The following is a 20,449-nucleotide window of genomic DNA, read 5'->3' as shown; positions in this document are numbered from 1 at the left end:
ATCGACCAGCAGAGCTGGCCGATGCTTGAGACGGTCGGCCTGAGTTAGGCGACCGGCAGACGCCAGTCATCGGAACCCGAAGTACCGGATACTTCGTGGGTCCAGGTGATTTTGCGGTAGGTGAATTGCACTTCTTCCAGGTGAGTGAAGTGCGAGTTCGACGGGTCCTGGCAGTTGTGCATTTTGTTGTTGATGGCGACGATGATCGCGTCTTCCAGTTTGGTGGTGTAGTAGTGCTCTTGGGTACCTTGAGCCGAGGTGCGGTACCACTGGATAACGATTTCGCTCATGCGCTCGCCGGAGGTCAGAGCCGCCTGCAGCAGTGGCGAAGCCTTGTCGTACACCTTGGTGATCACGACTGGCTTGTGGACGCGCTGACCGGTCGGTTGGCCGGACTGCGGGTCACGCGGGATGATCACGTCGTGGCTGAATGCCTGAACCATGACCTGGTCTTCGTGACCTTCCTGATAGGTGTTGCCAACCGAGTCGGCGGTGAAGGCGCCGGCGGTGATCAGACCTTGTTTTTCGCCAGTGACGGACATGTACGCTGGTGTAGCCATGGATGTGCTCCTTGCTAAAAGTTAGGGTGCCCGGGAGGCGGTATCGCCCGGTGGGTGCCTGACTGTTATCAAGGTCCGTGCCAGAAACGGTTAAGGCTATATAAATCAGGTGGTTGAGAGGATTTTCAGCACTCGCGGAGGATGTTCGGCAGCGATCGCCAGTGAATGTGCGCAAGAAGTTGCGCAGTACTGCGCAACTTCTTGCGCACTTGGCTGGGGCGCCTGACAGGCCGGGCGCTCAGCGACCCGGGAAGGGCGTTTGCAGCGCTGAGTGCGCAACTTCTTGCGCATCAAGGCGGTTAGCCATCATCCGGTGACCCATCGTCTGATTTGCCGGTAACCGGCAGCAGACGCGCTAGGGTGACAGGTGCAACGAATGCCGCAGCCTGGAGGTCAAACTCAGCGCCGAGATGAATGAACATCTGCGAATTCAAGGAGAACGACATGAAAATCTTGATGGTTCTAACGTCACACGATCAATTGGGTAACACGGGTAAGAAAACCGGCTTCTGGCTGGAAGAATTCGCCGCACCGTATTTCGCCTTTAAGGACGCCGGCGCTCAGTTGACCCTGGCCTCACCGAAGGGCGGTCAACCACCGCTGGACCCAAAAAGCGACGAGCCGGACGCGCAAACTGCGGCCACCGAGCGCTTTCGCAAAGACTCTGCCGCCCAGTCCGCATTGGCCTCTACCGCTCTGCTGAGCAGCGCGAGAGCTGAAGATTACGACGCGGTTTTTTATCCGGGCGGCCATGGCCCGCTGTGGGATTTGGCCGAAGACAAAATTTCGATCGCTCTGATCGAGGCATTTTACAAGGCAGGCAAACCGGTCGCGGCCGTCTGCCACGCACCGGGTGTGTTGCGTCACGTCAAAGGCGCGGACGGCCAGCCGCTGGTCAAAGGCAAGCGCGTGACGGGCTTTACCAATTCCGAGGAAGAGGCTGTGCAACTGACGAAGGTTGTACCGTTTTTGGTGGAGGACATGCTTAAGGAGAAGGGTGGCGTCTATTCCAAAGGTGCTGACTGGGCGAGTTATGTGCTCACTGATGGTTTGCTGATCACCGGTCAGAATCCGGCATCATCCGAGGCTGCCGCCGAGGCGTTGTTGGCGAAGCTGAAATAGATCAAAAGATCGCAGCCTGCGGCAGCTCCTACATGGGAACGCGAACACCTGTAGGAGCTGCCGCAGGTTCGGGCCGCGTTCGGACGATCTTTTCAACGTGTCATCGCGTAATAGCCGCGAAACATTCCTCGATCGAGCGCCGCTGCGTCTCGGCATACAACGCCAACTCATCAATTGTCGAACGCCCCAGCGCCTTCTCGAACACCTGCCGGTTCGACTGCACGCCATAGTGGGTTTGCGCCGCATCCCCCAGGTTCGACTGAAAAATCCCCGCAGCGCTCACCGGCAGGAAATCTTCGTACACCAACGGTTCAACCCGCCAATAGCCGCCGCTGAGCAGATCCTCCAGCGAACGCGATTTCAGCTCATCGGCCCCCAAACCTTTTTCCGTGACGAAGTAGCGAAAATACGCCAGTTCCTGTTGGCGCATGCCCTCAACGGTGTCAGGGAATTCTGCAAAGTGCTGCACCATCAGCGCGTTGTAACGTGCGGCATTGGCCTCATTGGGGAAGTCTTTCAATTCATCCCGGGCAGCGTTGAGCAAACGGTCGTAAAGCGCCCGGCCTTTGGGGGTGAGCGCCGCGCCGCGTTGCTCGATTTCGCCGAAACGGGCGCTGTGGCTGCCACGATTCTCGGCTTGATCGGTGAAGGCGACAGGCTCGTCCAGGGCCTTGAAACTGGTCTGGCGCAGGAGGATCGGGCACTGACGGCGGGGCGGGCCTTCGATCACCGCTTTGGGGGTGATGCCGTGGGCAGGCATTTGCGCCTGGACGATGTCGATGTCCAGGGTGCGCGGCGTCAGGTGGTTGATATGCGGGCCAGTGAACGCCACCACGTCGGCGATCAGGCGATGCTGGGCGCTGAGTTTGCGGTACTGCTCGGCGGTCACAGTGGCGGTGTGATGCCAACGGAACGTTTCCAGCGCCTGCCCGACGAAGTCCTGGGCCTCCTGTTCGGTGAGGCCGCCCTGTGTTTCGGCGCGCTCGATGAGAATCAGCGCAGTGGGCGTGAAGATCGAACGCTTATCCAGCACCGATTGGGCGAACGCTCGCAGTTCAAGGTCTTCGATCAGTTCCAGGCGCAGCAGGGAAGTGAATACCCGGAACGGGCTGACCTGCAAAGCCGTCTCATGCACCGCGCGAAAAGCCGTGGAGTGCACCGGTACGCCGGCCGGGGTCAGGTCGTAATAACCCACCGGCTGCATGCCCATCACCGCAAACAGCCGGGCGAGGGTGGCCAGTTCATCGGCGGTGCCGACACGGATCGCGCCATGCCGCTCCAGGTCCAGGCGCTGGATTTCACCGGTGCTGTTCAACTGTCGGGCGATCTGTGGATCGCTGTCCAGCACGTGACGGTTGGTCTGTTCCACCAGTTCCATCAGCGCGCCATAGAGCGGCACTTCTTCGCGGTACATGTCGGACATCGCTTTGGAAAAGCGTTGGCGGATCAGGTCAGGGCTGACGAAGTTCGGGTGGCTCATGAAAACAATTCCTGGTGCGGTGACGTAAAGGATGCGGGAAAAGATCGCAGCCTTGCGCGGCGCCGACAAACGAAGAATCTTACGGACTTCATTCTGCAAAGGACTGCTGTGTAGCAGCTGTCTTGTGGCGAGGGGATTTATCCCCGTTGGGCTGCGAAGCGGCCCCTGTCTGCCCAGCCACACCGCGTCCAATGGATTACGACGGCTTCGCCGCCGAACGGGGATAAATCCCCTCGCCACAAGGCTGCTGCTACACAGGAAGTTCAGAGCGCAGCGATGCCAAAAATTCCCGATACAGCCGCGCCGTGTTCGTCGGTTGTTCCACCATCGGCATATGGCCGGTGTGGTCCCAGACTTCAACTCGCAGATCGGCGATGCCTTTGCTCCAGATCGCCACGCTGCTGACATCGATCAAGCGGTCCTTGCGCCCCCACAGCAACAGCGCCTGGCACTTGATGTCGGGCAGTTTCGGCTCCATCGGCGGGCTGGCGCGAAAGTCCCTGAAGATTTCCTCCAGCTCCTCGCATTGCTGTTCATAGCGTTGCGCGATGGCGTCCAGCACCACCTTGGGTACCCACGGCGGTTCGGCCATGGTCATGGCGTAGAAGCGCTGGAATTCTTCCCGTGAATGAATCAGGAACGGGTTGTGGCCCTTGGCTAAATGCCGCTCCAGGTCGCTGGCTTCGGGGGCGGTGACACCCGCCGGGTCGATCAGGGCCACCGAAACAATGCGGTCCGGGTACGTGGCCGCGAGCCACGCTGCCATGTAACCGCCCATCGAGTTGCCGATCACATGGACTTTCTCGACGCCGCAGACATCGAGCAACTGGATCATCCGCTTGGCCTGCAAGGGAATGTCGTAGCCGCCGCCCGCCTTGAAGCCGGTTTCGCCATGGCCGGCGATGTCGGGGATGATCACCCGATAGTTGCCGACAAAGTGCCGGGCAAAACGCAGCCAGATGTTCTTGTCGGCGCTGTAGCCGTGGAGCATCAGCACGCTGCTGGACGCTTCGTACGGCCCACCTTGCCAGGTCGAGACGGTCATTTCGGCGATCGGCACGACAATTTTGTGCAGACCATACAGCTTGGCCTCTATCGACATGTTCAAGTCATAGAGCCAATGACCGACGGCCGGGTAACTCAACCAGCTCCAGGCCACGAAAACTGCGAGTGCGACAACCAACAAAAGCATCTGGCATCTTCCTTTTACGTGATCAGGACAGAATGTGATCGGCGGGTTTCAGCGCTCTGGTCAACCGGTGATAGCTGAAACTGAACCCCGGAAACATCGCAATCACATGACCGCTCTTGCTTTGATACCAACTGTGGCAGCCCCCGGACTTCCAGACGGTGCGTTCCATCTCCCGGTGGATCATTTCAGTGTAGGTACGTTCTGCTTCGGGGCGTACTTCGATGCTGCGCAAACCGTGTTCTTTTAACGTGCGGATACAATCGAGAATGTAGTTCATCTGCGACTCGATGATGAACAGCGCCGAGGTGTGGCCGATGCCCGTGTTGGGGCCGGTGACGATAAACAGGTTGGGGAAGTCTGGCAGGCTGGTGCCGAGATAGGCCCGCGGATACTGGGCCCAGAAATCTTTGAGTTGTGTGCCGTTTTTGCCGGTGACCGGGTAGGAAATCACCCCGTCGGTGGCGTCGTAACCGGTGGACCAGACGATCAGGTCCAGGTCGATGTGTTGGCCATCCTGGGTGACGATGCCGGTTTCATCGATGGTGGCGATGCCTTGCTCGCGGCTGTGCAGGCTCACGTTACTGCGACCCAGCGCCGGGTACAGGGTGCTGGAGATGATCACCCGTTTGCAGCCGATGACGTAGTCGGGCGTCAGTTTCTGCCGCAATTGCGGGTCGGGCACTTGCCGTTTGAGGAAGTGCAGGGCGTGTTGCTGGACCAAGCGGATCGCTGGTTTCGAATACTTGAAGGCAATCACCCGGGTTTCGAACAGCCAGTAGATGATCCAGCGCAACAGTTTGTAGGCCGGTTTGAGCCCCAGCAACCAACGCTGGAATGGCCCAAAGGCACGGTCGGCACGAGGCAATACCCAGTGAGGCGTGCGCTGGAACACGTGCAGATGCTCGACGTCCGGGGCAATCGTCGGAATCACCTGGGCGGCGCTGGCGCCGCTGCCAACGATGGCCACGCGTTTTTGCCGGTAATCGTAGGTGTGATCCCAGTTGTTGGTGTGAAAAGTCTTGCCCTGAAACCGCTCCTGGCCCTCGAAGTGTGGAATCACGGGTTGGCTCAACGGCCCGGTGGCGTTGATCAGGAACTGCGCATGGAACGTGCCTTTGCTGGTGGTGTGCACCTCCCAGCGTTTGCCGTCGTCGTCCCATTCGATGCGCTCGACATTGGCCTGCAGTTCCACCTTGTCTCGCAGGCCGAAGTGCTCCACCACGTACTGGGTGTAGTGGTGCAATTCAGCCTGTTCGGCGAACATTTGCGTCCAGCGGTAGGGCGCGAAGGACAGTGAATACAGCGGCGAGGGCACGTCGACCGCGGCACCCGGGTAGGTGTTTTGGCACCAGGTGCCGCCGAAAAAGTCCCGTCGTTCCAGCAGGCGGAAATCGCCGATGCCTGCCTTGAGCAAATTGATCGCCGCGCACTGGCCGCCAAAACCGCTGCCGATGATCAACACTTGAAAGGTTTGCATGGGCCTCCTTTTTTATCGTTATTGATCGAACCCTCCTTTCATGTATAGCCAAACATTGGTCGCTCGCCTCATGGCTATGCCTTGGTATTCAGACCGCCAGCCGGTGATGGCTATTTGCCGTTGCCCTGATAGACTCTCACCACACTTGAAACCCTGTGTTTTCAGGTTCCGTTCAGTGGCGCAGAGGCCTCTATGGAAAAAACGGGAGGAAAAGGACTTTCACTGGCCAGGAGGCTCTATACATCGCGAACCCTGGGTTTGGCTTTGGGGCTGTTGCTCGTGAGCGCGGCGATGTATCCACTCAACCCTGCACCGTGGGTCTGGGGGGCGATGCTGCTCAACGCCGTACTCTGGCCGCACCTGGCTTATCAATGGGCGCGCCGCGCGCAAGTGCCTTATCACGCCGAACACCGCAACCTGCTGGTGGACGCCTTCCTCGGCGGCTTTTGGGTCGCCGCCATGCACTTCAATCCGCTGCCCAGCGCGACGACCCTGGGCATGATGGCGATGAACAATGTGGCCATTGGCGGTTTACGTTTCCTGTTGGCGGGAACCGTGGCGCAGATTCTCGGGATGGGCGTCGGACTGCTGATTTTCTCCCCCGCCTTCATCCCGCAAACCAGCCAACTGCAGATGTATGCCTGTTTGCCCTTGATGTGTTTGTATCCGCTGGCATTGGGCTGGATCTGCTTCCGACAGGCCCACACCCTCGGTCGACAAAAGCGTGAATTGCTGGCCCTGAGCCGCACCGACAGCCTCACTGGCCTGCTGAACCACGGCGCCTGGAAGGATCAACTGGAAGTCGAATTCCAGCGTTGCCAACGTCAGCAGCAGGGCGGGGCGATTGCGCTGATCGACATCGACCATTTCAAATCCATCAACGACACCTACGGCCACGTTGCCGGGGACATCGTGCTGCGCCAGTTGAGCAAAATGCTCAAGCAGAACCTGCGCGCGGCGGATGTTGCCGGGCGCTACGGTGGCGACGAATTCTGCGTGATCCTCCCGGACCTTCCGCTCACGAGCGCTGCGGCCGCCATGGATGCCTTGCGTGATCGTTTCGCTACCTTGGGCTACGAGCAGAACCCGGCGCTGACAGTCAGCCTGAGCATCGGCCTGGCCGCCTTCAACCCGGCACACACCGACGCAACCCTGTGGCTCAACGACGCCGACCAGGCGCTCTACGAAGCCAAAGCCACCGGTCGCAACCGCGTCATCTGTTGCGGCGATGGCGAACCGCATTACGAAATGCTCGATTCAGTGTGATCCATCACCAGTACTGTCGCCTGACATTCCGCCATCGCGAGCTTGCTCGCGATGGCTTCAACTCGGTCCAAAGCCGAACGCTCAGTGTTGCATTCGGTCTAGAGCCTTGCGCCGTAGTCAGGTAGGGTGTTTTTCACCCCCCGACACGAAACAAGGATCGATTCATGACGTTCAATCTCCCTCGCTCCCTGCTGGCCACCAGCCTTGGCCTGACCCTCGCCCTTGGCGCTTTCGCTCCCGCAGTTTCCGCCGAACCACACAAACAAGTCCTCGCCGATTCCGAACAGTACAAGGGCGAAGCCCTGAAGTTGCTGGAACGTTTGGTGAACATCGATTCCGGTTCCGGCTATGAACCGGGCCTGACGAAAGTCAGCGATATCGCCATCGACGAACTGAAAAAACTCGGCGCGACTATCGAGCTTGTGCCCAATACACCGGACAAAAGCAGCCATGTGATCGCGACCCTGAAAGGCACCGGCAAGGCAAAAATCCTGCTGATGGCGCACATGGACACCGTCTTCAAGGAAGGTTCGGCCGCCGAGCGTCCGTTCCACATCAAGGACGGCCGCGCCTACGGGCCGGGCGTGATGGATGACAAGGGCGGCATCGTTGCCGGGATCTACGCGCTGAAAGTCCTGAAAAACCTCGACTTCAAGGACTACGCGCAAATCACCTTCCTGCTCGACGCCAGCGAAGAAACCGGCTCGGACATCGCCACCGACTTGATCAAGAAAACCGCCAAGGCCCACGACGTCACCCTCAACCTCGAACCCGGTCGCCCGGCGGATGGCCTGGTGGTGTGGCGCAAAGGCAGTGCCACCGCCGTGGTCGAGGTCAAGGGCAAGGCGGCTCATGCCGGTGTCGCGCCAGAGCTGGGACGCAACGCCGCCATGGAAGCGGCGCACCAGATTTTGCAGCTCGGCAAACTGGGCGATGCAGAGAAGAAAACCACCATCAACTTCACCGTGCTCAAGGCCGGCGACCGCACCAACGTCATTCCGGATCAAGCCACCGCCAAGGCAGACGTGCGGGCGGCGGTGCCGGAAGAGTTTGACCGGATCGAGAAGGACCTGGCGCGGGTTTCGAAAGACAAGCTGATTGCTGACACCGAAGTCACCACCACACTGCAGCGCGGATTGCCGCCGATGCCGCAGACGCCGGAATCGGATCGGTTGATGGCCATGGCTCAGGGGATTTATGGGGAGATTGGGCGCAAATTGACGGAAGAGGGAAGTGGTGGGGCGGCGGATGCCAGCCTGTCAGCGGGCGTGGGAACGCCGACGCTGGATGGGTTCGGGATTGTTGGCGGCAATATTCATACGCCGGAGGAATACGCGGAGGTTGAGAGCGTGGCGCCGCGGATTTATCTGTTGTCGCGGATGATTATGGAGTTGGCTAAGGCTCATTGAATTGCGTGCGGTTTGGGGGCGGTGGTGGGTCAGTTGGATCCGCCCCTCACCCTAACCCTCCCGAAACGTCGGACCGCCCCAGAGGGTAGAGGGGACTGACCGTGGGTTTCTTGAGGCATCCGGCGACGTGAACGACCGAGTTGAATGCGATTTTTAAGTGCTTTGCTGTTGGCCGAACCAAGTTCGACTCAATCTCTCAGGTCGCAGTAAATAGCCAAAACAACTCGGTCAGTCCCCTCTACCCTCTGGGGCGGTCCGACGTTTCGGGAGGGTTAGGGTGAGGGGTGTTTCTCCCGCCGGACACCGCCGTCAAAACCACCCCACAACTTTCCAAGACGTTTCCTACGACGTGCCCTGTTGCCGCGTTTCAGCATCGACCCTTATAGTTGCGTCTCGCGGCAACCCTCCGCGACGATCTTGGCCGGTCGAACACCTGGAAAACTCATTAATAAGGAGCTACCAATATGTTCGACCAAGTCATGCCCCGTTACCTCCCATCGACACCTACGACGCCGAAACCCCGGTGCTCTTCATCAACACCCACAAAGAACTCAGCGACATCGCCGCTTGCGCTGCGCATCGCTTCACCGTTGTTCGCGATCTGGCGGACACCTTGTCCAGCCTGAACCTCAAAGACATTTCCGATTGCGATCTGATGCGCGTTACCCGGGCGGTTCATCTGCTGATGCGCGAAGGCTGCGCGATGCTGGATGTGGTTCAGGCGCGGGCGTTGCAGCGGGAGGAGGGGTTTAAAGCCGAGATTTAGCAGTGTTTGAACTGACGCCATCGTCGGAACGCCGCCCGGAGCAAGCTCGCTCCCACAGGTGATTGCAGGTGTACACAAATCATGCGTCCACAAAAAATTCCCTGTGGGAGCGAGCTTGCTCCGGGCGGCGTTCCGACGATGGCGTCGGCCCGGTTCACACCGTCAAACGCATTGAACCATCACTCCTTAACGCTCATAAACTCTTCCGCCCAACGGATGTATTCCTCAGGCTGCGTATAGGTATGAGTCAGCTCGGTAGCGCTCAAGTCCGATGCCTGGGTAAAGATCTGCCGTTGTTCCCGCAGGCTGTCGTAAGTCGCCTTGATCGCGGCGAAGTAGGCGCCGTGACCATCGATGGTCACCCGCACACCCAGCTCGGCCAGGCGTTTGTCGTCGCGCAGCAACGGGTTGCCGTAGGTGACCAGCATCAGCGGCACGCTCAGGTGCTCGGAGATTTGTTCGAGGTGGTCGAAGTCCCGCACGCCCACCATGCAAATCCCGTCCGCACCGGCCTGCTGGTAATGACAGGTACGGCTGATGACTTCCTGCACCGGCAGAATCCCCGCATTGGTACGGGCGATGATCGCCATCTCCGAGTCGACCCGGGCTTCCAGTGCCGCACGAATCTTGCCGACACCTTCTGCCACCCCGATCAGGTCGGTGGACTTGCGGCCGAACTGGGCGGGCAGCAGCGTATCTTCGATGGTCAGGGCGGCCACACCGGCGCGTTCGAGTTCGACGATGGTGCGCATGACGTTGAGTGCGTTGCCGTAGCCGTGGTCGGCGTCGGCGATGACCGGCAGTTGGGCAACACGGCCAATGCGAGTGGCCTGCTCGGCAAACTCGCTGAGGGTGATCAGGGCGAAGTCAGGCGCACCCAGTACCTGCAACGATGCGACCGAACCGCCCAGGATCCCCACTTCAAAACCCAGGTCAGCGGCAATTCGGGCCGACATCGGGTCGAAGACCGACGCCGTGTGGTAGCAGGCGTTGGAGGCGAACAGTTCGCGAAAGTTACGGCGCAAATCTTGATGAGAAAGCCTGGACATATGAGTTCCACCACTGCAATGGGAATGGAAGGGCTTGAGCAAAAGTGTCAACGCCGAAGGAACAAAAGGCTATCACGCGAGCGGGGGAAGGATGATGACGAATTTGCAGAGGCGGACGGACCACCGTCGGTCACGCCGCCACCGACTGCTGTTGTTGATTGAGCAGCGGCACCGCGCGTACCGAGTTGCCGGGTTGCAGTTGCAGGCGTTTGGCGGTGAGGCGGTCGACGATCAGGCTGTTGCCCACTTGCCTGGCCTGGGCGGCGGTGATGCGGCAGTTTTCCAGGCGACGGTTGTGGATCAGCCACACCGGGGCCTGCTCGTCGGGTGTGCCGATGGCCAGCACCAGCGGTAGGCTATCGCGCACGGTGCGGATATTCGAGACCGGGGCTTCGATCACCGGGCCGGCGTCAAAGATGTCGATGTAACCCTTATGGGCAAAGCCTTCGGCGGTGAGGATTTTCAGCGCCGGTTCCGTGTTCGGGTGCGCCTTGCCGATCACGGCCTGGGCCTGTTCGGTGAGCAGGCAGGTATAGAGCGGTTGGCGTGGCATCAGTTCAGCGATGAACGACTTGTTGCCCAGCCCCGACAAGTGATCGGCGTGGCTGAAATCCATCTTGAAGAAGTGCCGGCCCAGGCTGTCCCAGAACGGTGAACAGCCATGTTCGTCGGCACTGCCACGCAGTTCGGCGATGAGTTTGTCGCCGAACAGGTGCGCAAACTCTGCCACAAACAACAAACGCCCCAACGACAGCAATCGACCGTTACTGCCGTGGCGTTGATCGGGTCGCAGAAACAGCGAGCAAATCTCCGATTGGCCGGTCATTTCATTGTTCAGGAACAACGTCGGAATCTGTCGCCGGATACCCAGGTCCGGTGACGAACTGACCGTGAGCCCGACCCGGTAGTTGTACCAGGGCTCGCGCAGGCCCACGGCGCCTACCAGGGCACTGACGCCCACCAGTTGCTGATCGTCGTCTTCGAGTACGAAGAGGTAATCGGCATCGGCGCGTTCGACCTGTTCGGCGAAGGTTCGTTGGGCCCATCGCACCCGGTGGGTCAGGCGTTCCTCGTTGGCCGGCAGGGTGGTGAAGCCGGGGCCAGCCTGGTGCACCAGGTTCAGCAGGGCGGGCAGGTCGGTGACGTGAACCGGGCGGACAATCATGATGCAACTCCTTCTGCACGCCCGCTCGGGCGCTGTCGTTGGGCGCGGGGCCGGGTGATGCTCACAGTGCGATCAGCCGGATCGGGCTGCCTTCGGTCACGTTCAGGGCGGTGCACATCTCGGCGCTCAACCCCACAGGTTGCCCGGCCTGGTAATTCAGATCGGCGACGATGGCGCGATAGTCCTTCAGCGAATCGTTGCTCACCAGATAGCTGCCACGAGCGTCGATCGGGGAGCCCGGTTTCGCCGTGCTGGTCTGGCTCTGGGCGATGGAGCGGATGCCGGGAGTGCGCGCATACAACGTCGGACCGCCGTCGAACAGGTCGATGTAGCTGTTGGTCTCGAAGCCTTCGCGTTCGAGGATATCGAAGGCCTCCTGGCCATCGGGGTGGATGCGGCCGATACAGTCCCGTGCAGCCTGGGGCAGCATCGGCACGTAGATCGGGTATTGCGGCATCAGTTCGGCGAGGAAGGTTCGGCTTTCCAGGCCGCAAAGTCGCTCGGCCTCTGCGTAGGGCAGGTCGAAGAAATGCTTGCCCACCGCATCCCAGAACGGCGATTGCCCTTCATCGCTGCTGAAGCCGACGATCTCGGTGATCACGGCTTCGGAAAATCGTTGCGAGTGGGCGGCGATGAACAATAGCCGCGCTCGGGACAACAGTTCAGAGAACCGAGTTCGCACCAGCGCTGCGTCAATATGAAAACCCCGCAGCAAGGTATGGCCGCTGAGGTCGTGGCACAACGACAACGCGGGCACGCCGTGCTCGATGTTCAGCTCCCGCGAGGCGCTGGTGAAGTGCCGGTTGCGCAGGCTATAGAACGGCTCGCTGAAACCAGCGGTGGCAAGGATCTCCGAGCAGCCCACCAAACGCTCCCGGGTCAGATCTTCCAGCACGAAGAAGTAATTCTCCGGGCCATGACCCTCGACGTTTTTTTCGAATGAGGCGCAGGAGTCGAGAATCTTCTCGCGCAGGCATTCGGTGTCGTCCGGCAAAGACGTGACGCCTACCAGGCTGTCGCGCGCCAGTTGCTGCAACTGGGGCAGGTCGGTTAACTCGACTGGGCGTAAGACCAGCATGGATGCACTCCTGTATCAAAGGGTTCGGCGGTTGGCACCGAACCTGACTATCACTGTCGGTTTCCACGCGTTATATCGGCGGTCGCCTGAATTGTTGTCAGACGCCGCTCTTTTTCTTGTCAGCCGTTGCTTGGGTCGGGCAGTACCGCACGGGTGCCCAGTTTGTTGAGTACAAACAGGTAGACCAGGCCCAGGGCAATCCAGATGAGGCCGAGTTTCTGTGCTTCGACGCCCATGTTGTACATGATGGCCGCGACGATGATGAAGCCGATCACCGGGCAGATCAGGTGACGGATCACCTGGCCGGATTTCTGCCGACGCCAGTAGTAGTTGATGACCGTCAGGTGCAGCAACATGAAGCCGCTCAGTGCGCCGAAGTTCACCAGTGAGGTGAGGGTGTCCACCGAGTTGATGAACAGGTAGCAGATCACCAGCGACAGTACGGCCACCAGGTAGATGCTCACGTACGGCGTGTTGTGTTTGGGATGAACCTTGGCCAGTACCTTTGGCAGCTTGCCGTCTCGGGCCATGCCGAACAGCAGACGAGACACTGCCGCTTGGGAGGTGATTGCCACCGCCACACCCCAGGCCAGCGCCGTCGCCACGGCGGTCAGGGTGGCCAGCCAGCTGCCGGCCGCGAGTTCAGCGATTTCATAAAAAGCCGTGTCAGCCGATTTGAAACCCATGCCGGCCGCCAGATCCGTCGCAATCCAGGTCTGCACGACGAAGATCACGCCCATGACCACCAGCGTGATCAGCGCGGCCTTGCCGATGCTGCGGCCCGGGTCACCCTTGATCTCTTCGGCGAGGGTGGAAATCGCATCGAAACCGAGGAACGACAGCACCGCAATCGACACCGCTTGCATCAACAGGGCGAAGTTGAACGTCTCGGGGTTGTACAGCGGCGCCAGTGTCAGCTGACCGTTACCGCCGCCACTGTGCAACGCGTTCCAGGCGTAAAACAGGAAGATCCCCAGCACCACCAGTTGCGCCAGCAGAAAGACGATGTTCATTCGCGCGGTGAAGGTGATGCCCCGCAAGTTGACGAACGTCGCGCTGACCAGGAAGGCCAGGATGAAACCGACCTTCGGAATGTCCGGGTACAAATGATTCAGGGCCATGGCCGCGTACACATACAGCAGTGGCGGAATCAGCAGGTAATCGAGGAGCATCAGCCAACCGGCGATAAACCCTACGTGCTGGTTCAGGCCGCGTTGCGCGTAGGAATAAACCGAGCCGGCAATCGGAAAGGCCCGAGCCATGCTGCCGTAACTCAGGGCCGTGAAGAGCATCGCCACCATGCCGATGATGTAGGCCAGCGGCACCAGGCCCGGGGCCTCGGCGTTGACGTAGCCATAAACACCAAACGGTGCGATGGGGATCATGAAGATCATCCCGTACACCACCAGGTCGGTCAGTGACAGGCTGCGTTTCAACTCTTGCTTGTAGCCGAATTCTTCTATTTCCATGAAGCCCTTCTCCTTGGGATCAAAGCAGCTGCAAGCTGCGAGTTTGAAACGATTCCTTTACAACAGCGGCGCCAGGTATTCGGTAAAGCGATTGATGTCTTCAGGCGTGCGCAGCAGGTCGTTGCGCACCTCGATCAACACCGATTCCAGGCCGCGTGCATCGCCGTGGACCGGCACGGTCATGTCGCCCAGCGGGTTGATTTTGTACGGCTCATTACCGGCAACCTTCAATGGGTGCTGACTCAAGCCATCGATCAAGCGCTGGGCATATTCCCTGGCCTCTCTATACAACACGCCAACTTCAAGCAAGCGGGGCTGGCCGTGATAGACCGGCGTGAAGCTGTGAATGCCTACCACCCGCACCGGTCGTCCTTGAGCCACACGTTCGTCGATCAAGTCTGTCAGACGCGAGTGAAACGGCTCGAACAGGGTTTGCCGACGGTACTCGCGGGTGGCTTCGTCCAGGTCCCGGTTGCCCGGCACCTGATAAATCTCGCTCTGCGCCGGAATGCTGTCCGGGGCTTGGCGCGGTCGGTTGAGGTCGACCAACAGTCGCGAATAATTGGCCGCCAACAGGGTTGCGCCCAATGCTCGGGACAAACCCTCGGCCAGCGCCAGAGCGCCGATGTCCCAGGCGATGTGCTCGCGGGCCGCCTCGCGACTCAGGCCCAGGTCATTTAACCCGGCCGGAATAAAACGGCTGGCGTGCTCGCACACCAAAATCAACGGGTGGCCGGAGTCTTCCCGGCTCAGGGTGTACGCGGGCTCGGTGTATAGACCAAGCTCAGCAGATTCAGTACAGGCGCGCATAGTGCTCACAGCGTTCGGCGGACGACAGCTGTTCCGTCAGCGTCAGCTCCTCGGTTTTAAGGGCGAAGTAGGTGTCCAGCAACGCGCTCGGCAGGGCTTCGATCAGGGCCTCGCTGTTGCGCAGGCAATCCAGGGCCTGGGCAAGGGACGCGGGCAGGGCGACGATGCCGCGCGCCTGGCGTTGCTCTTCGTTCAGGGAGTCGGGGACTTCATCGGTGATTGCGTTCAAGGCCAGGCGTTGCTCGATGCCCAGCCGACCGGCAATCAACAGCGCGGCCATGGCCAGGTGCGGTGAGGACGTGGCGTCCATGGCGCGAAATTCGAGGTTGTATTGCGATGCCACCGATTTGCCGCCCAGGCTTGTCGTCGGGCAGATTCGCAGCGCCGCTTCGCGGTTGTGTTGGCCGAGGCACGCGTAGGACGCGCTCCAGCGATGAGGCTGCAAACGTTCGTAGGACACCGGCGTCGGCGCGGTAAACGCACAGAGTGCAGGCAGGTGATGCAGGATGCCGGCGGCCCAGTGCTGGCCGAGGGTCGACAAACCATTGGTGGTGCCGGCGTCGTACATCACTGGTTGGCCAGCCAGGTCCAGCAGGCTGACGTGCAGGTGCACGCCGTTGCACACCGCATGCTCCGAGGTCTTGGGCGCGAAGCTCAACGCCAGGCCCATTTGCCGGGCGATCTCTCGGCTGATTTCACGCACGTTCACCGCGCGGTCGGCAGCCGCCACACCCATGGTCGGGCGACAGGTGATTTCGTATTGATGCTTGCCGTACTCGGGCAGGAACATTTCCGGCTCGACGCCACCGGCACGCAGGGCGCTGAGCAGCCAACCGCCAAACTCGGCACCCTGACGCTGGGCTTGCAGCGAAAACGCCAGGTGTTCAACGTCGCCGGTGTTCAAGTTGAATTCATGCTCGAACGCCGCATTGACCTGCAAGCCCAACTCGGCGCGATAACGCTCTACCTCGTTGCGCAACACCGTACGCGGGCAGGCACCCCACGGGCGGCCATCGGTTTCGCGAATGTCACTGTGCATAAAATCCAGCGCCGGAGCGTTGGCATCCGGGCCGTTATTGACCGTCACTCGGCTGGCCGGATCGGGCATCAGCCGCAAATCGCCATAAGCACCCCACGGGTTGGCGTAGGCGATGATGTCTTGCGGGGTCAGCGCGCTGTTGGCCGGCACCCAGCCACATCCTGTCCTTTGATAGTGCTCGAGTTCGTCCGTGGGAAAGGAGCGTCCGCGTGTCACGCCGATCAGGTCGGTGGTGACGAGGGTGGTCATGGGCAGTGGCAACAGGCGTTCGCTCATGGCTGCATCTCCTGCAACCGGCCGAGCACCGTCTGGGTATTGGTGATCCAGCAGTAACCCTTGATTGCATTCAGGCAGGCCTGATGCCGCGCGGGCGTGTAAGTCGCGCAGGCATCTTCCACCAGCGTTACCAGATAACCGCGGTCCGCGGCGTCACGCACAGCCATGTCCACGCACTGGTCGGTGATGATGCCGGCGATGATCAGGTGCTGCGTCCCGAGGTTGCGCAGCACGTAGTCGATGTTGGTGGAGTTGAAGACCCCGGACGAGGTCTTGGGCAGCACGATTTCGTTTTCTGCCGGGGTCAGGTCGTCGATGATCCGCGCTTGCGGGCTGCCCTTGGGCAAGTGCATGTCTGAGAGTTTGTGGTCCAGCGAGCGGTCGCGGCCATCGGCGGTGAGGCTTTCGATGATCGTGTGCAGCACGTTTTGCCGGGCGCTGCGAAAGGCGCTGAGCAATCGGCGTTGATTGGGCACCACCTGCATGTGGGTGCGGGTCAGGAAGTACTCGGCGTCCGGTCCGTTGAGGTGCGGGTCGAACTGCGGTTCAAGCCAGGCGCGTTGCATGTCCACCAGCAACAGCGCGGTGTGATCGGTGACGAATGGCAAATCCCGAGGCGAGTGGTGGGGGAGCGTGAACATCCTTATTTATCCTCCAGCAGGTGGGTGTCGAAGTCGGTCCGCAGGGCGTCGATGCCTTCCAGGCGATCGGCCAGATCCGGACTGCGCAGGGACAGGCAGGCAATCAGCGCTTCGACCTGGGCCAGCGCCGGAACCAGGGAGTCGAAGGCCGACACCGACTCAACCGGCGCACTGATAATCAGGTCGGCCATTTCCCGCAACGGTGAAGCATAGATGTCGGTGAACAACACCACGCGTGCATATCGACTTTTTGCCGCATTGGCCACGCGCAGGGCCTGTGACTGGTAGCGGCGATAGTCGAACACCAGCACCACGTCCTGACGCTGCACGTCGAACAATCGGTCGGGCAGTTGCGCGTTGTCTTCCAGGGCTAAACAGCCTGGACGCAGCAGGCGCAGGTGGTTGAGCAAATAACTGGCGAGAAAACTGCTGAAGCGGCCGCCAAAGCAATGCACCTGATGGCGGGTGTCGAGCAGCCATTCCACCAGAATCCGCACATCTTCGGGTTGGGTCAGCGCATGGGTGTCCACCAGCGCTCGATGGCTGTGCGCCAGATATTGGCTCCAGGCGTCGCCTTTCTGAAGATGGGCACGAGGTTGCAACAGGGCCCTGGGGGAGCGGAGGCGGTGGTCCATGTCGCTGAGCAAGGCATCCTGGAAATCGGCATAACCGCTGAAACCCAGTTTTTTGACCAGTCGCACGATGGTGGGATCGCTGACACCGGCATGTTCGGCCAAACGTGACATCGGGCCCAGTCCGTTACGCGGGTACTGGTCCAGCAAGGCACGGATGACTTTGCGTTCCGACGGCGTAAGGTCCAGGCCGGGATCGGTGATCAGGTCTCTGAGAGAGGGCATCCGGGCTCCTGCTGGATGGGTATGTCGGTTTCATTTCATAAATTGCTAAAACAGTATTTATGTAGCGGACTCAACATGTCTAGTGAATTTTTTCAGGGTTTTTTAAAGCCCCAAAACAGGGCGAAAAGCCCGTGGGCATTGGGCTACATGGATGTCGACTGAGCTTGTAGGTCATTGCCCTTATCGGCGTCGGATATCGCCGATTTTTTCAGGTGTGGGTGAGGTCGAACCTGAGTTGGCTGGCTCAAACGAAACGCCCTGGATCGCGCTTCTTGCGGCACAATTGGGCAACTATTTTCGGCGTGACGCCGTTTCAATTTCCATCGACAGAGTGATCCCTCGTGCAGGCGACCCGTTTGACCCTGATGTGCCACGCTCGAACCGTCGCACAAAAATTGGCGAGTTTTCCTACGAATGAGCCCATAGAGATGGATTGGCAATCGGCAAGGGGATCGCGTCGTGCTCAGTTCAAAGGGACGCCGCGACTGATGTGTGGACCTGAACTGCGAACCCGGCAAACCGCCGAGCTGTTCGGCAGCGACGCGCAGATTGTCGAGGCATTGAGGGATTGCGATTTCGGGCACTGGAAAGGCGTACGGATCGACGATCTGCAAAAAAACGCAGCCGAAACGCTGCAGGTCTGGCTCGATGATCCGAATTCGGCGCCCCACGGTGGCGAGTCGGTGGTGCAACTCGGTGAGCGGGTCGCCGCTTGGCTGAAAACGCTGGAGGCCACACCGGGACACATTGTTGCCATCACCCATCCGTTTGTCATTCGCGCCGCGCTGACGCAGGTGCTGCAAGGCGCAGCGTTCAACCTGATCGACATTGAACCGCTGTCGGCCATCGAGTTGCGGTTCAACGGCCGCTGGCGCCTACGCTTGCTGGGCACGGACCCTGAGGGAGCACGTTGATGAAAAAACTTCTGGTCATCGGTATCGGCGCCGGCAATCCCGACTACATCACGATGCAAGCCGTGAAAGCGCTGAACCTCGTCGACGTGTTTTTCCTTATGGACAAGGGCCAGAGCAAAGATAAATTGATCGACCTGCGCCGCGAGATCTGCGAGCGCTACATCACCGATCGCGACTACCGCTTCGTTGAGGCCCACAGCCCGGAGCGCGAACGCGGTGATGTGGACTACAAGGCTAGCGTGGAAGACCTGAACCTGGCCAAGCAGCAGACTTTCGAACGGTTGATCAGCGAGGAATTGACGGATGACCAGTGCGCCGGTTTTCTGGTGTGGGGCGATCCGGCGTTGTACGACAGCACCATTCGAATCTTGCAGGCGATTCTGGCTTCGGGCCGGTGCGTCTTCGAATTTGAAGTGATCCCCGGTATCACCAGTGTCCAGGCGCTGGCGGCGCAGCATAAGGTGCCGCTGAACCGCATTGGCCGCTCGATTGAAATCACCACGGGCCGACGGCTGGCGGCGGGGCAGGTGAGCGATGCCGACAGCCTGGTGGTGATGCTGGATGCGGAAGATTCCTACCATCGGGTGGCGGACCAGGAGACGGAGATTTACTGGGGGGCCTACCTGGGGACGCCGGATGAAATCCTGATCAGTGGCAAGCTCAAGGATGTGGCGGATGAGATCGAACGGGTGCGCAAGGTGGCTCGATTGGAGAATGGGTGGATTATGGATACCTATTTGTTGCGCAAGCCTTGAGTGCATCGGTGTCTGCGCTGGCCTCATCGCGAGCAAGCTCGCTCCCACATAGACCGCGTCCGTCAATACAACTCGGTCAACTGTGGGAGCGAGCTTGCTCGCGATGAGGCCCTCAAAAACTCCTCAAATTATTGCTTTAACCTCCCGCCCAAACCGCTCCCGATACACCGACGGCGGCACGCCGACCACCCCACGAAACGCCACCCGAAAACTCTCCACCGAGCGATAACCGCAGCGTTGGGCAATCTGGTCGGTGTTCTGATTCGTGCTCTCAAGCAGCTCCCGAGCCCGGCCCAGGCGTTCATGCTGCAACCAGGCTTTGGGCGGCATGCCGGTGGCTTCAGTGAAGCGGCGCAGAAACGTCCGTTCACTCATCGCCGCCTCACTCGCCAGCTCGCGCACCTCCAGCGGTTCATGCAAACGCTCGCGTGCCCACTGCATGACGCGCGATAAATCGCTACGCGGCGTAGGACTGACAGGTGTCGGAATGAACTGCGCCTGACCGCCGGTGCGTTGCGGCGACATCACCAGCCGCCGCGCCACCGAGTTGGCCACTTGCGTACCGAAGTCCCGCGCCACCAAGTGCAGGCAGGCATCGATACCGGCAGCACTGCCGGCCGAGGTGATCAGCTGACCTGAATCGACATAGAGCACGTCCGGGTCCACCAGAATGTTCGGAAAACGCTCGGCCAACTCAGCGGTGTAGCGCCAGTGCGTGGTGGCGCTGCGACCGTCGAGCAAACCGGTGGCCGCCAGCACGAACACGCCTGAGCAGATCGACAGCAGCCGCGCACCCCGCGCATGGGCCTGGCGCAGGGCCGCGATCAATGCCTCAGGCACCGGGGCGCTGCGATCACGCCAGCCGGGAATGATAATGGTCCGGGCGTCCTCAAGCAGTTCCATGCCGCCATCGGCCAGCACCTGAATGCCTCCCATAGCGCGCATCGGGCCCTGATCCACGGCGGCGATCCGGTGCTCGTACCAAGGGAAGTCGAACTCCGGACGGGCCAGGCCGAAGATCTCCACGGCGATGCCGAACTCGAATGTACAGAGGCCGTCGTAGGCCAGAATCGCGACCAGTCCAGGGGTGGGTTGCATTTGGCGGAAAGTTCCCGGTGAGTGTC

Annotated in this window: 18 protein-coding genes and 1 pseudogene; 6 read left to right on the top strand and 13 right to left on the bottom strand. The window is 60.3% G+C overall.

Annotated features, from left to right (window positions below):
- Positions 1-44: 44 nt before the first annotated feature.
- Positions 45-560, bottom strand: coding sequence for an Hcp family type VI secretion system effector (locus tag VD17_RS20645; protein WP_033058787.1), 516 nt, complete (start codon positions 558-560; stop codon positions 45-47).
- A gap of 444 nt (positions 561-1,004) precedes the next feature.
- Between VD17_RS20645 and VD17_RS20640 the strand changes: the two genes are divergently transcribed.
- Positions 1,005-1,682, top strand: coding sequence for a type 1 glutamine amidotransferase domain-containing protein (locus VD17_RS20640; RefSeq protein ID WP_046055462.1), 678 nt, complete (start codon positions 1,005-1,007; stop codon positions 1,680-1,682).
- A 100-nt stretch (positions 1,683-1,782) separates the two neighbouring features.
- On the opposite strand, the gene hglS is transcribed toward VD17_RS20640, so the two are convergent.
- The 3 genes from hglS to VD17_RS20625 form a co-directional block, all read right to left on the bottom strand.
- Positions 1,783-3,162 (bottom strand): 2-oxoadipate dioxygenase/decarboxylase HglS, encoded by a 1,380-nt coding sequence (gene hglS, locus VD17_RS20635; RefSeq protein WP_046055405.1) that lies wholly within the window; start codon positions 3,160-3,162, stop codon positions 1,783-1,785.
- A gap of 250 nt (positions 3,163-3,412) precedes the next feature.
- A complete protein-coding gene (locus tag VD17_RS20630; RefSeq protein WP_046055404.1) occupies positions 3,413-4,354 on the bottom strand; it encodes an alpha/beta fold hydrolase in 942 nt (313 codons plus the stop codon).
- 22 nt (positions 4,355-4,376) lie between these two features.
- Positions 4,377-5,831: a flavin-containing monooxygenase gene (locus tag VD17_RS20625; RefSeq protein WP_046055403.1), complete on the bottom strand. Its 1,455-nt coding sequence runs from the start codon at positions 5,829-5,831 to the stop codon at positions 4,377-4,379.
- Between the two features lie 192 nt (positions 5,832-6,023).
- Between VD17_RS20625 and VD17_RS20620 the strand changes: the two genes are divergently transcribed.
- The 3 genes and pseudogenes from VD17_RS20620 to VD17_RS20610 all read left to right on the top strand — a co-directional run bounded on the left by VD17_RS20620 (position 6,024) and on the right by VD17_RS20610 (position 9,272).
- The gene (locus VD17_RS20620) at positions 6,024-7,097 is read left to right on the top strand and encodes a diguanylate cyclase (RefSeq protein WP_046055402.1); all 1,074 of its coding nucleotides are present in this window, start codon (positions 6,024-6,026) and stop codon (positions 7,095-7,097) included.
- A gap of 164 nt (positions 7,098-7,261) precedes the next feature.
- Entirely contained in the window at positions 7,262-8,506 is a 1,245-nt protein-coding gene (locus VD17_RS20615) for a M20/M25/M40 family metallo-hydrolase (protein ID WP_046055401.1), read from the top strand.
- A gap of 464 nt (positions 8,507-8,970) precedes the next feature.
- Positions 8,971-9,272, top strand: a pseudogene (locus VD17_RS20610) (hypothetical protein).
- A gap of 179 nt (positions 9,273-9,451) precedes the next feature.
- On the opposite strand, the gene VD17_RS20605 reads toward VD17_RS20610, so the two are convergent.
- The 8 genes from VD17_RS20605 to VD17_RS20570 all read right to left on the bottom strand — a co-directional run bounded on the left by VD17_RS20605 (position 9,452) and on the right by VD17_RS20570 (position 17,656).
- Positions 9,452-10,321, bottom strand: coding sequence for an isocitrate lyase/PEP mutase family protein (locus VD17_RS20605; protein ID WP_046055400.1), 870 nt, complete (start codon positions 10,319-10,321; stop codon positions 9,452-9,454).
- A gap of 130 nt (positions 10,322-10,451) precedes the next feature.
- Positions 10,452-11,486 (bottom strand): arginine N-succinyltransferase, encoded by a 1,035-nt coding sequence (astA, locus tag VD17_RS20600; RefSeq protein WP_046055399.1) that lies wholly within the window; start codon positions 11,484-11,486, stop codon positions 10,452-10,454.
- A gap of 61 nt (positions 11,487-11,547) precedes the next feature.
- Positions 11,548-12,564, bottom strand: a complete 1,017-nt coding sequence (locus tag VD17_RS20595) for an arginine N-succinyltransferase (RefSeq protein ID WP_046055398.1) — start codon at positions 12,562-12,564, stop codon at positions 11,548-11,550.
- Positions 12,565-12,683: 119 nt separating this feature from the next.
- Positions 12,684-14,033: an APC family permease gene (locus VD17_RS20590; protein WP_046055397.1), complete on the bottom strand. Its 1,350-nt coding sequence runs from the start codon at positions 14,031-14,033 to the stop codon at positions 12,684-12,686.
- A 57-nt stretch (positions 14,034-14,090) separates the two neighbouring features.
- Positions 14,091-14,843 (bottom strand): N-formylglutamate amidohydrolase, encoded by a 753-nt coding sequence (locus VD17_RS20585; protein WP_046055396.1) that lies wholly within the window; start codon positions 14,841-14,843, stop codon positions 14,091-14,093.
- A complete protein-coding gene (locus VD17_RS20580) occupies positions 14,827-16,158 on the bottom strand; it encodes a glutamine synthetase family protein (protein WP_046055395.1) in 1,332 nt (443 codons plus the stop codon). The genes VD17_RS20585 and VD17_RS20580 overlap by 17 nt, the downstream gene beginning before the upstream one ends.
- Positions 16,155-16,799, bottom strand: a complete 645-nt coding sequence (locus VD17_RS20575) for an isochorismatase family cysteine hydrolase (protein WP_046055394.1) — start codon at positions 16,797-16,799, stop codon at positions 16,155-16,157. Before VD17_RS20575 ends, VD17_RS20580 begins: the two co-directional genes overlap by 4 nt.
- A 2-nt stretch (positions 16,800-16,801) precedes the next feature.
- The gene (locus VD17_RS20570; protein WP_046055393.1) at positions 16,802-17,656 is read right to left on the bottom strand and encodes a MurR/RpiR family transcriptional regulator; all 855 of its coding nucleotides are present in this window, start codon (positions 17,654-17,656) and stop codon (positions 16,802-16,804) included.
- A 341-nt stretch (positions 17,657-17,997) separates the two neighbouring features.
- Here VD17_RS20570 and VD17_RS20565 point away from each other — a divergent pair, with 341 nt between their 5' ends.
- The gene (locus VD17_RS20565) at positions 17,998-18,570 is read left to right on the top strand and encodes a histidine phosphatase family protein (protein WP_046055392.1); all 573 of its coding nucleotides are present in this window, start codon (positions 17,998-18,000) and stop codon (positions 18,568-18,570) included.
- Positions 18,570-19,325, top strand: a complete 756-nt coding sequence (cobF, locus tag VD17_RS20560) for a precorrin-6A synthase (deacetylating) (RefSeq protein ID WP_046055391.1) — start codon at positions 18,570-18,572, stop codon at positions 19,323-19,325. Before VD17_RS20565 ends, cobF begins: the two co-directional genes overlap by 1 nt.
- Positions 19,326-19,448: 123 nt before the next feature.
- On the opposite strand, the gene ftrA is transcribed toward cobF, so the two are convergent.
- The gene (gene ftrA, locus VD17_RS20555) at positions 19,449-20,423 is read right to left on the bottom strand and encodes a transcriptional regulator FtrA (RefSeq protein ID WP_046055390.1); all 975 of its coding nucleotides are present in this window, start codon (positions 20,421-20,423) and stop codon (positions 19,449-19,451) included.
- Positions 20,424-20,449 lie beyond the last annotated feature (26 nt).

The sequence above is a fragment of the Pseudomonas fluorescens genome (genome assembly GCF_000968015.1).
GTDB lineage: Bacteria > Pseudomonadota > Gammaproteobacteria > Pseudomonadales > Pseudomonadaceae > Aquipseudomonas > Aquipseudomonas fluorescens_W.
This window is presented reverse-complemented; position numbering and strand designations above follow the sequence as displayed.

Bases quoted from the DNA above. Each gene is read 5' to 3' on its own strand.
- VD17_RS20645 (WP_033058787.1), bottom strand. From the start codon at position 560: ATGGCTACACCAGCGTACATGTCCGTCACTGGCGAAAAACAAGGTCTG.
- VD17_RS20640 (WP_046055462.1), top strand. From the start codon at position 1,005: ATGAAAATCTTGATGGTTCTAACGTCACACGATCAATTGGGTAACACG.
- hglS (WP_046055405.1), bottom strand. From the start codon at position 3,162: ATGAGCCACCCGAACTTCGTCAGCCCTGACCTGATCCGCCAACGCTTT.
- VD17_RS20630 (WP_046055404.1), bottom strand. From the start codon at position 4,354: ATGCTTTTGTTGGTTGTCGCACTCGCAGTTTTCGTGGCCTGGAGCTGG.
- VD17_RS20625 (WP_046055403.1), bottom strand. From the start codon at position 5,831: ATGCAAACCTTTCAAGTGTTGATCATCGGCAGCGGTTTTGGCGGCCAG.
- VD17_RS20620 (WP_046055402.1), top strand. From the start codon at position 6,024: ATGGAAAAAACGGGAGGAAAAGGACTTTCACTGGCCAGGAGGCTCTAT.
- VD17_RS20615 (WP_046055401.1), top strand. From the start codon at position 7,262: ATGACGTTCAATCTCCCTCGCTCCCTGCTGGCCACCAGCCTTGGCCTG.
- VD17_RS20605 (WP_046055400.1), bottom strand. From the start codon at position 10,321: ATGTCCAGGCTTTCTCATCAAGATTTGCGCCGTAACTTTCGCGAACTG.
- astA (WP_046055399.1), bottom strand. From the start codon at position 11,486: ATGATTGTCCGCCCGGTTCACGTCACCGACCTGCCCGCCCTGCTGAAC.
- VD17_RS20595 (WP_046055398.1), bottom strand. From the start codon at position 12,564: ATGCTGGTCTTACGCCCAGTCGAGTTAACCGACCTGCCCCAGTTGCAG.
- VD17_RS20590 (WP_046055397.1), bottom strand. From the start codon at position 14,033: ATGGAAATAGAAGAATTCGGCTACAAGCAAGAGTTGAAACGCAGCCTG.
- VD17_RS20585 (WP_046055396.1), bottom strand. From the start codon at position 14,843: ATGCGCGCCTGTACTGAATCTGCTGAGCTTGGTCTATACACCGAGCCC.
- VD17_RS20580 (WP_046055395.1), bottom strand. From the start codon at position 16,158: ATGAGCGAACGCCTGTTGCCACTGCCCATGACCACCCTCGTCACCACC.
- VD17_RS20575 (WP_046055394.1), bottom strand. From the start codon at position 16,799: ATGTTCACGCTCCCCCACCACTCGCCTCGGGATTTGCCATTCGTCACC.
- VD17_RS20570 (WP_046055393.1), bottom strand. From the start codon at position 17,656: ATGCCCTCTCTCAGAGACCTGATCACCGATCCCGGCCTGGACCTTACG.
- cobF (WP_046055391.1), top strand. From the start codon at position 18,570: ATGAAAAAACTTCTGGTCATCGGTATCGGCGCCGGCAATCCCGACTAC.
- ftrA (WP_046055390.1), bottom strand. From the start codon at position 20,423: ATGCAACCCACCCCTGGACTGGTCGCGATTCTGGCCTACGACGGCCTC.